Below are 15,187 nucleotides of genomic sequence, written 5' to 3'. Positions count from 1 at the left end.
CGGGTCGTCTCAGCGCTGGCCGCGGACGCCCAGCAGGACCTCGTCCCAGGACGGCATGACGGGCTTGCCCTTCTTCGTCCGCCGTCCCGCGGCGCCGCCGCGCTGCCGTGCCCCCTGGTCCGTACCGGTGGTGCCGCTCTCCTCGTCGGACGCGGGCGTCCCGTTCCGAGGGGCCTGCTCGGCGGCCGCCGCTGCGGCGGTCCCGGTGTCGTCGGAACCGTTGTCCGAACCGCTGTCGTCGGAACCGGTGTCGTCCGAACCGGTGTCGTCCGAACCGGTGCTGTCGGGCCCGGTGCTGTCGGAACCGGCGGCGGTCGCGCCGGTGGTCCCGGAGCGCGGGGCCGCGGCGCCGGTCGCGGCGGAGTCCGGGGGGGTGGCGTCGCTGGAATCGCTTCCCTGGGAAGCGATTCCACAGACCTGGTTCCCCCCGGTGTCCGAGGCCGACGGGGCCGAGGCGGCCTCGGACGAGTCGGCGGCATCCGGGGTCGAGCCGGGCGGAGCCGAGGTGGCGGGAGCCGAGCCGGCCGGAGCCGAGGTGGCCGGAGCCGAAGTGGCCGGAGCCGAGGTGGACCGGGTCGCTGCACCGTCCGGGTCTGCCGGTGCCCCGGCGGACCGGCTGCCGGAGCCGGGGGCGGGGGTGCCCGGTGTGGAGTTGCCGGCGGGAGTGCTCGGCGCAGCAGCGGCCTGCGATCCGCCGGCCGATCCCGGTGCGGCCACGGCCCCGGCGGCGTCGGAACTGCCGGACCCGCCGGAACCGCTGGCGTCGGCCGCCTCGGCAGAGGTGACGGGCTCGGCAACGTCGGAAGCGTCGGCGACGGTGGTGGCGGCGGGGTCGGCGGGGTCCCCGGGACCGGCGGGGTCCCCGGGACCGGCGGTGTCGTCGTCGGGATCGGTCCGCGGGATCACCGGGGCCGCGGCGGCGGGCGGGCGCGCCTCGTCGGTGCGGGCGGACGTCCGGGTGGAGGGCTCGATCCGCGGTCGCGGCGGGCTGGACCGGCGCTGCTCGGGTGCGATCCCGCGCCCGGCCCACGCCTCCGGCGGTGCCGGGGCCTGGCCGCCCGCGACGGCCCGGGCGGGCTCGGCTGCGGCGGGTGCGGAGGACTGGTCGTCCTCGTCACGGGCCATGTCCACGACGGCGCCGAGCGGGCGCAGCGGACGCGCCGGCAGGCCCTCGATCAGGTCGGAGGCGTGCTCGTCGAGCGCGACGACGGTGCCGCCGTGCGCCCCGGGCTGGAAGGCCCAGCGCGCGGCGTTGTCCGAGCGCCCGGTCTGCCAGGTGAGCACGACGACCCACTTGCCGTCCTCGCCCTTCCAGGAGTCCCAGCCGGCGGACGCGTAGTCCTGCCCGCGGAGGCCGAAGGTGTGCGCGACGGTCTCGCCGAGGGTGCGTGAGTCGGGGCCGTCGGCCCGCTGCGGGTGCGCGCCCTGCGCGAGCTCGGCGGTGCGGGAGCGTTCGAGCAACACCGGATAGGCGAAGCGCTCGATCTTCTGGGTCGGGACGCCTGCCGCCGCGGCGACCTCGTCCACCGACGCGCCGCCCCGGATGCGGGCCTGGATCTCCCGTGGGCGCAACTGGCTCTCCAACTCGATCGCGATCTGGCCGAGCCGGGTCACGTCGCCACGTGCGGCGGCGCGGAGCTGCTCGTCGGCCGGAACCGTGTAGCGCTCGCGGCGCCCCGGGTCCTCGAGGACGACCGAGCCGTCCCCGGTCACCCCCACGACCCGCAACGCCCGCATCGATCAGTCCTCCCGCTGCTCGTCCCCGTCCGGGTGACGGTAGATCCCCACGGCTCGGCTCCGGGTGAGGCGCGCCGGGCGAGTTCTGCCTGGTCGCCGAGTCCACCTGGCCGTGGGACCCGGGAGTGGCGTCACTCACCGTGCGCAGACTCCCACGGGCCGTGGTGCATGAGCACAGTGGGGCACGTGTGACTCGTGTGACTACAACGAGTCGCTATCGATCACGCAACGAATCGTGGAGGACCCCGGACGTGCGACGGCCGGGCACCGCAGGAGGCGGTGCCCGGCCGTCGTCGAGCGGGGGGTCAGGAGGCGAGCTGCCCCACGACCCAGTCGATGCCCGCGGTGAGCGCGGAGACGTCCGCAGGCTCGACCGCCGGGAACATGCCGACGCGCAGCTGGTTGCGCCCCAGCTTCCGGTACGGCTCGGTGTCGACGATGCCGTTCGCCCGCAGCGCGGTCGCGACGGCGGCCGCGTCGACCGAGTCGTCGAAGTCGATCGTGCCGACGACCTGGCTGCGGTGCGCGGGGTCGGTCACGAACGGCGTCGCGAAGTCGCTCTTCTCCGCCCAGGAGTACAGCCGCTCGGACGAGTCGCGGGTGCGTGCGACGGCGCCGTCGAGCCCGCCGAGGCCGTTCAGCCAGTCGATCTGGTCGGCGAGCAGGAACAGCGTGGCGACGGCCGGGGTGTTGTACGTCTGGTCCTTGGCCGAGTTGTCGACGGCGGTGGCCAGCGACAGGAACGGCGGGATCCAGCGGTCCGAGGACGCCAGTTCCTCGACCCGGGCGAGGGCGCGCGGGCTCATCAGCGCGAGGAACAGCCCGCCGTCGGAGGCGAAGCCCTTCTGCGGGGCGAAGTAGTAGACGTCGGACTGCGACACGTCGACGGGCAGGCCGCCGGCGCCGGAGGTCGCGTCGATGAGGACGAGTTGGTCGTCGGTCGCGTCGGCCGGGCGGTTCACCGGGACCGCGACGCCGGTCGAGGTCTCGTTGTGCGCCCAGGCGATCACGTCGACCGACGGGTCGCTCACCGGCGCGGGCGCGCTGCCCGGCTCGGCGGAGACGACCACCGGGTCGGCCAGGAACGGGGCACCCTTCGTGGTGTCCGCGAACTTCTGCGAGAACTCGCCGTAGGTGAGGTGCAGGGAGCGCTCGCGGACGAGGCCGAACGCGGCGGCGTCCCAGAACGCGGTCGAGCCGCCGTTGCCGAGGACGACCTCGTAGCCCTCGGGCAGGGAGAACAGCTCGGACAGGCCGGCCCGCACGCGTCCCACCAGGTTCTTCACCGGCTTCTGCCGGTGCGAGGTGCCGAGCAGCGAGTCACCGGTCGCGGCGAGCGCCGAGAGCTGTTCGGTCCGCACCTTGGAGGGTCCGCAGCCGAAGCGGCCGTCCGACGGCAGGAGGTCGGCGGGGATCTTCAGATCGGCTGGAGAGGTCACGCCGACCAGTGTTGCAGCACCGTACGGCCCTGCCGACCCGACGGTGCCCCCTGCCACATCCCGGTGCCGCGGACTCAGTGCTGCGGGGCGCGGTGCGTGCGCCGGTAGGCCAGCGGCGCCATCCCGATCTCGGTGTGCAGCCGGTGCCGCAGCGCCGCGGTGGTGCCGAAGCCCGAGCGGGCGGCGACCTGCTCGACCGGCAGGTCGGTCGTCTCCAGCAGGCGTCGGACGAGGTCGAGGCGCCGGGCTGCGAGCCAGCGCCCCGGGCTCGTCCCGGTCTCCGCGCGGAAGCGCCGGGTGAAGGTGCGGACGCTCATCGACGACCGCCCGGCCAGCTCCTCGACGCCGAGCGGGCGGTCGAGGTGGCGCAACGCCCAGTCCCGCGCGGACGCGGTGTCCGGGCCGTCGGTCTCGGCGGGCCGGTGCTCGACGAACTGGGCCTGCCCGCCCTCCCGCCACGGCGCGACGACGTTGCGCCGTGCGGTGGCGGACGCGACCTGCGCGCCGTGGTCGCGGCGCACCAGGTGCAGGCACAGGTCGATGCCCGCGGCGACCCCGGCGGAGGTGAGCACGTTCCCCTCGTCGACGAACAGCACGTCGGGTTCCAGCTCCACCTGCGGGTACCGGTACCGGAACCGGTCGGCGTGCGCCCAGTGCGTCGTCGCGCGGCGGCCGTCGAGCACCCCGGCCGCGGCCAGCACGAACGCGCCGGTGCAGATCGCGACCACCCGTCCTCGGGCCGCGGCGGAGCGGATCAGCTCCAGCACCGCCGGGTCGGGTTCCCGCGGCGGGCGGCCCGCCGGTCCGGGCCCGCCGAGCGCGACGGCCGGGACCACCAGGGTCTGCGCGTCGTCGAGCACCGCCCGGTCGTGCTCGGGCAGCAGGCGGTAGCCGGAGCTCGTGCGGACCGGGCCGCCGTCGAGGGAGGCGACCCGGACGTCGTAGAGCGGGGTGCCGTCGGACGCGGTCGTCGTGCCGAGGATCCGTTCCGGGATCGCGACCTCGAACGCGATCACGCCCTCGACGGCGAGCACGCTGACCCGGTGCGGTGCGGTGGACATGGCCGAATTTTTGCACATGTCGTCCGATCGGCCACTGTCGTCGATCATCGCGCCGGGGCAGGCTCGGGGCATGACGGAGGCACCCCCGCGCGCCGCGGGACGGGAACGCCGGGTGCACCCGGCCTGGTGGGCGGCCGGAGCGACGTTCCTGGCGCTGCTCGGCGCGGCGGGTTTCCGCTCGACGCCGGGCGTGCTCGTCGAGCCGCTGAACGCCGAGTTCGGCTGGGGGATCGGCGCGATCTCGTTCGCCCTCGCGGTCAACCTCGCCCTGTTCGGGGTGACGGCGCCGTTCGCCGCCGCCCTGATGGAGCGGTTCGGGGTGCGGCGGGTGGTGAGCTGCGCCCTGCTGCTCGTCGCGGTCGGGGCCGGTTCGACCGTGTTCATGACGGCGGTCTGGCAGCTGGTGCTGCTGTGGGGCGTCGTCGTGGGACTGGGCACCGGCTCGATGGCGATGGCACTCGTCGCGACCGTCGTGAACCGCTGGTTCGTGGCCCGGCGCGGGCTGGTCTCCGGGATCCTCACCGCGGCGACCGCGACCGGGCAGCTGGTGTTCCTGCCGCTGGTGGCGACGGTCGTCGAGTCCGTGGGGTGGCGCCCGGCGGCGCTGGTCACCGCGGCCGCGGCGCTCGCCGTCGTCCCCGTCGTTCTGCTGTTCCTGCGCGACCGGCCCGCCGACGTCGGGGTGCTGCCGTACGGCGGGACCGAGGCCGACGTCGTCGCACCGCAACGGTCGGGGGCCGCCGCACTGGCGCTGCGCGCGCTGCGCGACGCCGCCCGTCACCGCACGTTCTGGCTGCTCGTCGGCGGGTTCTTCATCTGCGGTGCGACGACCGCGGGGCTGGTCCAGTCGCACTTCGTGCCGGCCGCGCACGACCACGGCATGCCCGCGACGACGGCCGCGTCGCTGCTCGCCCTGGTCGGGATCTTCGACCTGGTGGGCACCATCCTCTCCGGCTGGCTGACCGACCGGGTCGACCCACGCCTGCTGCTCGGGGCCTACTACGCGCTGCGCGGTGTCTCGCTGTTCCTGCTGCCGCCGCTGTTCGGCACCGACCTGAACGCCAGCATGCTCGCGTTCGTCGTGTTCTACGGGCTGGACTGGGTCGCCACGGTCCCGCCGACGATGGCGCTGGCCCGGGAGGTGTTCGGGGCGCGGTCGGCCGTCGTCTTCGGCTGGATCTTCGCCTCGCACCAGCTCGGTGCCGCCTTCGCCGCTCTGGTCGCCGGCGTGGTCCGTGACGCGCTCGGCAGCTACGACGCCGCCTGGTACGGCGGCGCGGTGCTGTGCCTGGTCGCGGCCGGTCTCTCGGTGGCGATCCGGCGGCAGCGGACACCGGAGCCCACCCCCGCCGCCTGATCGCGCGGTGATCACGATCGGGTGTCCCGCTGGCCCCGCGGCCGGTCCGTCCGGTACGCCGGGGGTCTCGGTCGAGGCGAGGGGGACACCGATGAGCGAGAACGACCCGGGCGGACGGGGCGCGGAACCGCCGAGGCCGGGGATCGTGCCGCTGCGCGCGCTGGACGCGGGGGAGATCGTCGGCGGCGGGATCCGGTTCGTCCGCGCGAACCCCGTGGCGGTGCTGGTGCCGTCGCTGCTGCTGTCGCTGCTGGTCCTGGGGGCCCAGGCGGCGACGGCCGGGTTCGACCTGGACCGTCCGGTGACGACCGACCCGGGCACCGCCTTCGCCGAGGGGTCGCTGACGGCGATCCCGGCGGCGCTGGTGACGCTCGCCGTCGCCCCGCCGGCGATCGCGATCGTGCTGGCGACCCTGCACCCGGCGGTGCTCGGCAGGTCCCGGATCGGCCTCGGGCAGGCCTGGGCGGCGGCCCGGCCCCGGCTGGGCGCGATCTACGGGGTCGAGGTGGTCGTCACGGTGATCGGGCTCGTCCCGACCCTCGTGACGTCCGGGGTCGCGGGCCCGCTGTGGGGTTCCGGCGGCATCGGGGCCGTGCTCGGCGGTGTGCTCGTCGCCGTCTCGTACCTGCTGATGCTGTACCTGTCGGTGCTGCTGGCCCTCGCGCCGGCGGCCGCCGTCGTGGAGGGTCGCCCGGCCCGGGACGCGCTGTGGCGCTCGGTCGAGCTCGTGCGCGGCTCGTGGTGGCGGTGCTTCGGCGTCCAGATCCTGGTCGGGCTGAGCGTCGTGCTCGCCGTGTTCGTCGTGGCGATCCCGGTGGGGACCGTCGCCGTGCTGATCGGGGTGGCCGGCGCGGTGACGCTCGCGTTCGTCCTCGGCGGCGTGGCGATCGTCGCGGTCGTCACCGCGACGTACGGGTTCGGCATCGGGGCGACCGCGCTGCTGCACCAGGACCAGCGGGTCCGGCGCGAGCGCCACGACCTCGACCTGCAGCACGAGGCGGGCGGCGCGGCCTGAGGGCCCGCGCCGCCCGGCGGCGGCTCAGCTCCCGGTGACGGCGTCCCAGCCGTCGACCTGCTCCGGGCTGCGCGGCCCGGGCCCGATGTACTGAGCGGACGGGCGCACCAGCTTGCCCTCCCGCTTCTGCTCCAGGACGTGCGCCGACCAGCCCGCGGTCCGGGCCGAGGTGAACATCGCGGGCATCATGTGCGGCGGGACCTCGGCGAAGTCGAGGACGACCGCGGCCCAGAACTCGACGTTCGTCTCGATCGGCCGGTCCGGGCGGCGCTCGCGCAGCACCGACAGCGCGGTCCGCTCCAGCTCCGCCGCCACCTCGAAGCGGGGTGCGCCCAGCTCCTGGCAGGTCCGGCGCAGCACCCGGGCGCGCGGGTCCTCGGCCCGGTACACCCGGTGGCCGAAGCCCATGAGCTTCTCCTTGCGGTCCAGCATGCCCGTGACCAGGGACTCGGCGTCGCCGGTCCGCTCGACCTCGTCGATCATCGGCAGCACCCGGGCGGGGGCACCGCCGTGCAGCGGGCCGGACATGGCGCCGATCGCACCGGACAGCGACGCGGCCGCGTCGGCCCCGGTGGAGGCGATGACGCGGGCGGTGAAGGTCGAGGCGTTCATGCCGTGCTCGGCGGCCGAGACCCAGTAGGCGTCGACGGCGGCAACGTGCCGGGGGTCCGGCTCGCCGCGCCAGCGGGTCATGAAGCGCTCGGTGATCGTCGAGCACTCGTCGATCCGGGACTGCGGGACGGCGGCCACGCCGATCCCGCGCGCGGACTGGGCGACGTAGGACAGCGCCATCACCGAGGCGCGGGCCAGGTTGTCCCTGGCCTCGGCCTTGTCGATGTCGAGCAGCGGGCGGTAGCCCCAGTAGGGGGCGAGCATCGCGAGCGCGGCCTGCACGTCGACCCGGACGTCACCGGTGTGCACCGGGATCGGGAACGGCTCCGCGGGCGGCAGCCCCTGGCCGAACCGGCCGTCGACCAGCAGCGCCCAGACGTCGCCGAAGGTCACCTTCCCGGCGAGGTCCTCGAGGTCGACGCCGCGGTAGCGCAGGGCCCCGCCGTCCTTGTCCGGCTCGGCGATCTCGGTCCGGAACGCGACGTGGCCCTCCAGACCGGACCGGAACCCGGGCGGTGGCGGCGGTACCTCGTGCGTCGGGCTGGTCGCGGTCTCGGTCACCGGGTCTCCTTCGGCTCGGATTCGCGGTCACCCTGCTCCCGGTACGTGGTTCCCGGCAACGCGACCGGCCGGTGTGATCGGTCACGAACCGGGCAGGGCCGGGGACGGCGACGGACGGTGCGGGCCGGACGGGGCACGAGCCCGCCGTTCGGCGGGTGCACGGGCGATCCGGTCCCGCCTACGGTCGGGGCCGGGGGAACACCTGCTCGGAAGGGGAACCATGACCGACGCGCCGGCGCTGGAGCGGATGCGGACCGACTACGCGGGTCGGCCGTTCGACGTCGCGGACCTCGCCCCGACCTGGCACGAGCAGCTCACCGTCTGGCTGGAGGAGGCACGCGAGGCCGCCCTCGCCGAGCCGAACGCCATGGTGCTCGCGACGGCCGACCCCGAGGGCGTGCCGTCGTCGCGCACGGTGCTGTGCAAGGGCCTCGACGCGGGCGGCATCGTCTTCTACACGAACTACACGTCGTCGAAGAGCCACGACCTGAACCGCACACGGGTCGCCTCGGTGACCTTCCCCTGGTACGACCTGCAGCGACAGGTGCAGCTCGCCGGCCGGGTGGAGCGGTGCTCCGACAGCCAGTCCGACGCCTACTGGGCGCTCCGCCCGCGCGGGTCCCAGCTGGGGGCGTGGGCGTCGGCCCAGTCGACGGTCGTCGCCGGTCGCAACGTCCTCGACCAGGCGCTGGCCGGGGTGACCGCCCGGTTCGACGACGTCGAGCGGATCCCGCGACCCCCGCACTGGGGCGGCTGGCGGATCGTGCCCTGGCAGGTCGAGTTCTGGCAGGGCCGCGAGGACCGGATGCACGACCGGCTGCGGTTCGACGTCGGCCGCGACGACGCCTGGTCGGTCCGCAGGCTCGCCCCGTAGGGGGAACCCCGAGGCGGGCGGGTCGCCCGCCCGTGTACACCTGACATCGTGAGCAGGCGCAACGATCCCGGTGACGGGCCGACCCAGCCGGTGCCGGGCCCGGACCGGGAGTCCCCGACCCGCCCCGTCGCACCCGAGCCCCCGACCGGCGCCACGACGGCGCGGACCCGGACCGTCCGGTCCCGGGTCACCGGGGTGCTGCGGTCGACGTTCGCCGACACGACGCCGCTGCGCACGCCCGCCTACCGGCGGCTCTGGACGGCCGGGATCGTCACCGTCATCGGCGCGCAGCTGTCCGTCGTCGCCGTCCCGATCCAGATCTACGAGCTGACCGGATCGTCGGCCTACGTCGGCCTGACCGGCCTGTTCGGCCTGGTCCCGCTCGTGGTGTTCGGGTTGTGGGGCGGCGCGATCGCCGACGCCGTCGACCGCCGCGTGATGCTGCTGTTCACCGGCTCGGGGATCGCGCTGACCTCGCTGGCGCTGTGGGTCGCGTCGGCGACCGACCTGGGGAACGTCTGGCTGGTGCTGGTGCTGTTCGCCGTCCAGTCGGCGATGCTCGCGATGAACCAGCCCACGCGCAGCGCCGTCATCCCCCGGCTGATCCCGGCCGAGCAGCTGCCGGCGGCGAACGCGCTGAACATGACCGTCGTGCAGGTCGGCGCCGTGCTCGGGCCGCTGCTCGCCGGGGTGCTGATCCCCGTCATCGGCCTGTCCACGCTGTACCTGCTCGACGCGGTCGCGCTGCTCGCCACGCTGTGGGCGACCTGGCGGCTCCCGCCGCTGCCCAGCTCCGCGCAGAGCACCGGGGGCGGCCGGCAGAAGGTGGGCCTGCGGGCCGTCGCCGACGGGTTCCGCTACGTCGGCATGCACCGGATCCTGCTGGTGTCGTTCCTGGTGGACGTGATCGCGATGGGCTTCGGCATGCCACGGGTGGTGTTCCCGGAGATGGCGGCGACGACGTTCGGCGGGACCGCGGAGGGCGGCATCCAGCAGGGCCTGCTGTTCGCGGCGATCCCGCTCGGGATGGTGGCCGGCGGGGTGCTGTCCGGCTGGCTGCAGCGGGTGCGGCGGCAGGGCGTCGCCGTCGTCGTCGCGGTCTGCGTGTGGGGCGGCGGGATCGTCGTGTTCGGACTCACCGGCTCGCTGTTCCTCGCCGTGCTGGCGCTCGCCGTCGCGGGTGCCGGCGACCTGGTCAGCTCGGTGTACCGGTCGTCGATGCTCCAGACGGTGGCCACCGACGAGATGCGCGGCCGCATGCAGGGCGTGTTCATCGTGGTCGTCGCCGGTGGGCCGCGGCTGGCCGATCTCTGGCACGGTCCGTCGGCCGCCGTGATCGGTCCCGGCCTCACCGCGACCCTGGGCGGCGTGGCCGTGATCGTGGGCACACTCGTGTGTGTCGCGAAGTTCCCCGAGTTCCTCCGATACCGGGCACCGGTGACGAACAGCTCGCCGGGGTGACTCTCGTCGCCGCGTTCTGCGGATCCCGCACGGCGGGCTAGCGTGTGCCCGAGACCCGATTGATCCCCGCTGTGAGAGGGAACCTCCACATGTCCGACGAGACCGCCGCCAAAGCCGACACCGCCGTCCTGAAGCATTCGGGTGGCGAGTTCGAGATGGCGGTGCACACCCCGACGGAGGGGTCGCAGGCCGTCGACGTCAGCAAGTTGCTCGGCAAGACCGGCCTGGTCACCTTCGACCCCGGCTTCACCAGCACGGCCGCCTGTTCGTCCGCGATCACCTACATCGACGGCGACGCAGGCATTCTCCGCTACCGCGGTTATCCGATCGACCAGCTGGCCGGGAACTCCACGTTCCTCGAGGTCAGCTACCTGCTCATCTACGGCGAGCTGCCCACCCAGCAGCAGCTCGACGGCTTCACCAACCGGATCAGCCGGCACACGCTGCTGCACGAGGACCTGAAGCGGTTCTTCGAGGGCTTCCCGCGTGACGCGCACCCGATGCCGGTGCTGTCGTCCGCGGTCAGCGCGCTGTCGACCTTCTACCAGGACAGCCTGGACCCGCACGACGAGGAGGCCGTCGAGCTCTCCACCGTCCGGCTCATGGCGAAGGTCTTCACGATCGCCGCCTACGCCTACAAGAAGTCGGTGGGCCAGCCGTTCCTCTACCCGGACAACTCGCTGGGCCTGGTCGAGAACTTCCTGCGGATGACCTTCGGGTTCCCGGCGGAGCCGTACGAGGTCGACCCCGACGTCGCGCGCGCCCTGGACACCCTGCTGATCCTGCACGCCGACCACGAGCAGAACTGCTCGACGTCGACGGTGCGCCTCGTCGGGTCCAGCCAGGCCAACCTGTTCGCCTCGATCTCCGCAGGCGTGAACGCGCTGTTCGGCCCGCTGCACGGCGGAGCCAACCAGGCCGTACTGGAGATGCTGACCCGCATCAAGGACGTCGAGGGCGGCAACGTCGACGACTTCGTGAACCGGGTGAAGAACAAGGAGCAGGGCGCGAAGCTGATGGGCTTCGGGCACCGGGTCTACAAGAACTACGACCCCCGCGCGAAGATCGTCAAGGAGCAGGCCGAGACGATCCTGAAGAAGCTCGGCGTCAACGACCCGCTGCTCGACATCGCGATGACGCTCGAGGAGAAGGCGCTGGCCGACGACTACTTCGTCGAGCGCAAGCTCTACCCGAACGTCGACTTCTACACCGGTGTCATCTACCGGGCGATGGGCTTCCCGGTGAAGATGTTCACCGTGCTGTTCGCGCTCGGCCGGCTCCCGGGCTGGATCGCGCACTGGCGCGAGATGATGAACGACCCGCAGAACAAGATCGGCCGCCCGCGCCAGCTGTACACCGGCTCGGCGGAGCGGCTCTACGTGCCGGTGGGGCAGCGCTGAACCCCACCTGACCGCGCCTGCGACGGCCCCGCCGGAGAACCCCGGCGGGGCCGTCGTCGTTCGCCGGGCGGGCGCGCGGCCCCGCGGCTAGCGTCGTGCCCCATGGCCTCCAGCACTGCCGTCGTGTGGTTCCGCCGCGATCTCCGGGTCGCCGACCAGCCGACCTTCCTGGCCGCCGCGGACGCCGCCGACCGGGCACTCGCGCTGTTCGTGCTGGACCCGGCGCTCCTCGACCCGTCGGGCGCGGCCCGCCGGAACTTCCTGTACGGCTGCCTGCGGGAGCTCGACTCCGCGCTCGGCGGACGGCTGCTGGTGGTGAAGGGCGACCCGGTCGACGTCGTCCCGCGGGTGGCGACGGCCGTCGGTGCGGACACCGTGCACGTCGCCGCCGACTACGGCCCGTACGGCCGGGAGCGCGACGAGCAGGTCGAGAAGGCCCTCACCGACGCCGGCGCCGAGCTCGTCCGCACCGGGTCCCCCTACGCCGTCGCGCCGGGCCGGGTGACCAAGGGCGACGGCGACCCGTTCAAGGTGTTCACCCCGTTCAGCCGGGCCTGGGCCGAGCACGGCTGGCGAGCCCCCGCCGAGACGTCCGCGTCGACCTGCACCTGGACGGACCCGTCCGGCAAGGACGGCGGGCCACGCGCGGTGCAGGTCCCCGCCGACGAGCCCTGCGACTCCGCGCTGCCCGACGCGGGGGAGACCGCGGCGGCGGCGCGGTGGGCGGACTTCCTCGACGAGGGCGTCGCGGAGTACGAGTCGCAGCGCGACATGCCGGCGAAGAAGGGCACGTCGGGGATGTCGCCGTACCTCAAGTACGGCTGCGTGCACCCGCGCACGCTGCTCGCCGACCTCGGGTCGCGCCGGGGCGACTCGGTCAAGGCCTACCGCACCGAGATCGCCTGGCGGGAGTTCTACGCCGACGTGCTGTACCGGCGTCCGGACTCCGCGCGGCGCAACTACGACACCGGTTTCGACCACCTCCCGCTGCGCACCGACGAGGCGGCCTACGACGACCTCGAACGCTGGAAGGACGGGCGCACCGGCTTCCCGATCGTCGACGCCGGGATGCGCCAGCTCCGTGCCGAGGCGTGGATGCACAACCGGGTGCGGATGGTCGTCGCGTCGTTCCTGGTCAAGGACCTGCACCTGCCGTGGTGGTGGGGCGCGCGGCACTTCATGCAGCTCCTGGTCGACGGCGACCTCGCCTCCAACCAGCACGGCTGGCAGTGGACGGCCGGGTCGGGCACCGACGCGGCGCCGTATTTCCGGATCTTCAACCCGATCACCCAGGGGGAGCGGTTCGATCCCGACGGCGACTACGTGCGCCGGTGGGTCCCGGAGCTCGCCGACGTGCCGGGCAAGGCCGTGCACCAGCCCTGGAAGCTGAAGGACGGCCTCCCGGACGGCTATCCCGAGCGGATGGTCGAGCACAAGGCGGAGCGCGAGGAGGCACTGGCCCGCTACGAAGCAGTGAAGGCGGCGAAGCGCTCGTGAGTGGTCGAGTCGGTCAGGACCGCGACGACCACTCACGAGCGCGACAGCGCCTCCCGCCAGCTCACCCGGGAACCGGTCCGCAGGATCGAGTTGCGGTAGACGCGGGCGGCGAGCCGCACCATCCCGGCCAGTGCGGCGAGGGCCAGGACCAGCGCGACCAGCACCTCCCACCACGCCGCGACGCCGAGCGCGACCCGGGCGGGCATCAGGGTCTGGGAGAAGAACGGCACGAACGACAGCACCGTCGTCAGCGGGTTGCGCGGGTCGGTCGGCAGGATCGCGACGGCCAGCAGGAACGGCACGAGCAGCGGGACCGCGAGCGGTGCGGTGACCGACTGCAGCTCCTCCTGGCGGGACACCAGTGCACCGGCGGCCGCGTAGAGCGTCGCGAACAGGAAGAACCCGACCAGGTACCAGACGACGACCGACGCGAGCGTCCCGAGCAGCAGCGCCGGTACCGCCAGCACGCCGGTGGCGAGCGCGACCGTCGTCCCGATCGTGCCGAGGACCAGCAGCTGGAGCAGCCCGACCAGGCCGAGCCCGAGGATCTTGCCGGCCAGCAGCTGCCGCGGCCGGATCGTCGACAGCAGCAGCTCCACCACCCGGCTCGACTTCTCCTCGACGACCCCCTGCGAGACGGCGGCGCCGTAGGCGGTCACGGAGAAGAACAGCAGGAACGTCACGGCGAACGCGATCCCCACGCGCTGGCCGCGTTCGGTGTCGGGCGGCACCAGTGTGCGGACCCCGACCCCGGACAGGGCAGTGACCTGCTCCGGATCGACCCCGGCCGTGCGCAGGGCGCCGTTCACGGTCTCCTGCTCGACGACGTCGGTGACGAGCGTGCGCAGCCCCGGCGGGACGTCGTCGAGCCCGACGAGCTGGTACACGCCGGGACCACCGGTGAGGAGCGCGTCCGCCTCGCCGGAGCGGACCATCGACTCCGCGGTCTGCCGGTTGCCGGCCTCGGTGAGGGTCAGGCCGGCGCCCGTCCGGTCCGCGGTGGCCTGCAGGGCCGGGCGCAGCTCCCGCGAGGCCGGGTCCAGCACCAGCGAGGACGTCGACGACTGCGACCCGACGAACGCGAAGACCGCGCCGTACCCGCCGAAGACGACGATCATCAGCAGCAGCCCGATCAGGAACGTCCGGGACCGGACCTGGGTGCTGATCTCCCGCCGGGCGACGAGCCCGACGATCCCCGCGGTGCCGGTCACGACGCCGTCCCGGAGCCGGGCGTGGACGGCCGGTCGGCGACGGCGTCGCGGTACAGCTCGGTCAGCGGCGGCCGGTACGGCCCGAAGGCGCGGACCGGACCGGCGGCGAGCGCCTCGGCGAGCAGCTTCTGGTCGTCGGCGCCGGGTTCCAGCTCGACCCGCGTGCGGTCGCCGTCGGTGCCCAGCACCCGGACCCCGGGCAGCGCGTCGGCCCAGCCCGCGGGCGGCCCGGTGACGTCGTAGCGCGGGGCGGTGCCCTCGCGCAGCTGCCCGACCGAGCCGACGGCGGCCATCCGGCCCTCGGAGATGATGCCGACCCGGTCGCAGAGCCGTTCCACCAGTTCCAGCTGGTGTGACGAGAAGATGACCGGGATCCCGGCGGCGGCCTGCTCGCGCAGGACCTCGCTCATCGTGTCGACGGCGGCGGGATCGAGTCCGGAGAACGGCTCGTCGAGCACGAGGGCGTCCGGGGCGTGCACCAGCGCGGCGCAGAGCTGCACCCGCTGCTGGTTGCCGAGCGACAGCTTCTGCACCTCCTCGCCCCGCCGTGCGGCCAGCCCGACCCGCCCGGTCCACAGCTCGACCGCCGCGACGGCGGCTGCACGGGACATGCCGTGCAGCCGGGCCAGATAGACGAGCTGCTCGGCGACCCGCATCTTCGGGTAGAGCCCGCGCTCCTCGGGCATGTACCCGATCCGGCGGCGGACGGCCGCGTCCATCGGTGAGCCCCGCCACGACACGGTTCCGGCGTCGGGCTCCAGGACGCCGAGGACGATGCGCATCGTCGTCGTCTTGCCGGCGCCGTTGCCGCCGACGAAGCCGAACAGCTCACCCGGCCGGACCTCGAACGTCACGCCGTCCAGGGCCGTCACGGTGCCGAACCGCTTGGCGAGCCCCTCGATCGCCAGCACCCGCAGGACGCTACACGGACCCCGTGCCGCGCACCGCGAAGCGACGCTCGC

The 15,187-nt window shown here is 73.9% G+C and carries 12 protein-coding genes; 6 read left to right on the top strand and 6 right to left on the bottom strand.

Annotated elements, in window-relative coordinates; all coding sequences use genetic code 11:
- Window positions 1-9 precede the first annotated feature (9 nt).
- From sepH to AD017_RS10550, 3 genes are all read right to left on the bottom strand, one after another.
- Complete coding sequence (gene sepH, locus AD017_RS37000; protein WP_145984039.1) at window positions 10-1,737, bottom strand: septation protein SepH; 1,728 nt, start codon at window positions 1,735-1,737, stop codon at window positions 10-12.
- 305 nt (window positions 1,738-2,042) lie between these two features.
- Complete coding sequence (serC, locus tag AD017_RS10555) at window positions 2,043-3,176, bottom strand: phosphoserine transaminase (protein ID WP_010242526.1); 1,134 nt, start codon at window positions 3,174-3,176, stop codon at window positions 2,043-2,045.
- A 74-nt stretch (window positions 3,177-3,250) separates the two neighbouring features.
- On the bottom strand, window positions 3,251-4,237 hold the full coding sequence (locus AD017_RS10550) for a GlxA family transcriptional regulator (protein ID WP_082399162.1): 987 nt from the start codon (window positions 4,235-4,237) through the stop codon (window positions 3,251-3,253).
- Between the two features lie 70 nt (window positions 4,238-4,307).
- Here AD017_RS10550 and AD017_RS10545 point away from each other — a divergent pair, with 70 nt between their 5' ends.
- A complete protein-coding gene (locus AD017_RS10545) occupies window positions 4,308-5,594 on the top strand; it encodes an MFS transporter (RefSeq protein WP_033200638.1) in 1,287 nt (428 codons plus the stop codon).
- Between the two features lie 91 nt (window positions 5,595-5,685).
- Window positions 5,686-6,609, top strand: a complete 924-nt coding sequence (locus tag AD017_RS10540; RefSeq protein WP_060574103.1) for a hypothetical protein — start codon at window positions 5,686-5,688, stop codon at window positions 6,607-6,609.
- A gap of 24 nt (window positions 6,610-6,633) precedes the next feature.
- Here the strand turns inward: AD017_RS10540 and AD017_RS10535 are convergent, their stop codons facing one another.
- Entirely contained in the window at window positions 6,634-7,782 is a 1,149-nt protein-coding gene (locus AD017_RS10535; RefSeq protein WP_060574102.1) for a citrate synthase 2, read from the bottom strand.
- A gap of 220 nt (window positions 7,783-8,002) precedes the next feature.
- Between AD017_RS10535 and pdxH the strand changes: the two genes are divergently transcribed.
- The 4 genes from pdxH (at window position 8,003) to AD017_RS10515 (ending at window position 13,014) form a co-directional block, all read left to right on the top strand.
- Complete coding sequence (pdxH, locus tag AD017_RS10530; RefSeq protein ID WP_010242516.1) at window positions 8,003-8,656, top strand: pyridoxamine 5'-phosphate oxidase; 654 nt, start codon at window positions 8,003-8,005, stop codon at window positions 8,654-8,656.
- Between the two features lie 90 nt (window positions 8,657-8,746).
- Window positions 8,747-10,117, top strand: coding sequence for an MFS transporter (locus AD017_RS10525; RefSeq protein WP_202969038.1), 1,371 nt, complete (start codon window positions 8,747-8,749; stop codon window positions 10,115-10,117).
- Between the two features lie 89 nt (window positions 10,118-10,206).
- Entirely contained in the window at window positions 10,207-11,517 is a 1,311-nt protein-coding gene (locus AD017_RS10520; protein WP_010242512.1) for a citrate synthase, read from the top strand.
- Window positions 11,518-11,619: 102 nt separating this feature from the next.
- Window positions 11,620-13,014, top strand: coding sequence for a deoxyribodipyrimidine photo-lyase (locus AD017_RS10515; protein ID WP_060574101.1), 1,395 nt, complete (start codon window positions 11,620-11,622; stop codon window positions 13,012-13,014).
- Window positions 13,015-13,046: 32 nt separating this feature from the next.
- On the opposite strand, the gene AD017_RS10510 is transcribed toward AD017_RS10515, so the two are convergent.
- Both AD017_RS10510 and AD017_RS10505 read right to left on the bottom strand, forming a co-directional pair.
- Window positions 13,047-14,225 carry an ABC transporter permease gene (locus AD017_RS10510; protein WP_060574100.1) on the bottom strand — a complete coding sequence of 393 codons (1,179 nt, stop codon included), beginning with the start codon at window positions 14,223-14,225 and terminating at the stop codon, window positions 13,047-13,049.
- Window positions 14,222-15,136: an ABC transporter ATP-binding protein gene (locus AD017_RS10505; protein ID WP_010242506.1), complete on the bottom strand. Its 915-nt coding sequence runs from the start codon at window positions 15,134-15,136 to the stop codon at window positions 14,222-14,224. Before AD017_RS10505 ends, AD017_RS10510 begins: the two co-directional genes overlap by 4 nt.
- Window positions 15,137-15,187: the final 51 nt, after the last annotated feature.

The sequence above is a fragment of the Pseudonocardia sp. EC080619-01 genome, assembly GCF_001420995.1.
Classification (GTDB): Bacteria; Actinomycetota; Actinomycetes; order Mycobacteriales; family Pseudonocardiaceae; genus Pseudonocardia.
Note: the sequence above shows the minus strand (reverse complement) of the source record. Positions and strands in the feature narration are given on the sequence as shown.

What these genes read in the sequence shown, in the direction of transcription:
- sepH (WP_145984039.1), bottom strand. Translation starts at nt 1,737, where the DNA reads ATGCGGGCGTTGCGGGTCGTGGGGGTGACCGGGGACGGCTCGGTCGTC.
- AD017_RS10550 (WP_082399162.1), bottom strand. Translation starts at nt 4,237, where the DNA reads ATGTCCACCGCACCGCACCGGGTCAGCGTGCTCGCCGTCGAGGGCGTG.
- AD017_RS10545 (WP_033200638.1), top strand. Translation starts at nt 4,308, where the DNA reads ATGACGGAGGCACCCCCGCGCGCCGCGGGACGGGAACGCCGGGTGCAC.
- AD017_RS10540 (WP_060574103.1), top strand. Translation starts at nt 5,686, where the DNA reads ATGAGCGAGAACGACCCGGGCGGACGGGGCGCGGAACCGCCGAGGCCG.
- pdxH (WP_010242516.1), top strand. Translation starts at nt 8,003, where the DNA reads ATGACCGACGCGCCGGCGCTGGAGCGGATGCGGACCGACTACGCGGGT.
- AD017_RS10520 (WP_010242512.1), top strand. Translation starts at nt 10,207, where the DNA reads ATGTCCGACGAGACCGCCGCCAAAGCCGACACCGCCGTCCTGAAGCAT.
- AD017_RS10515 (WP_060574101.1), top strand. Translation starts at nt 11,620, where the DNA reads ATGGCCTCCAGCACTGCCGTCGTGTGGTTCCGCCGCGATCTCCGGGTC.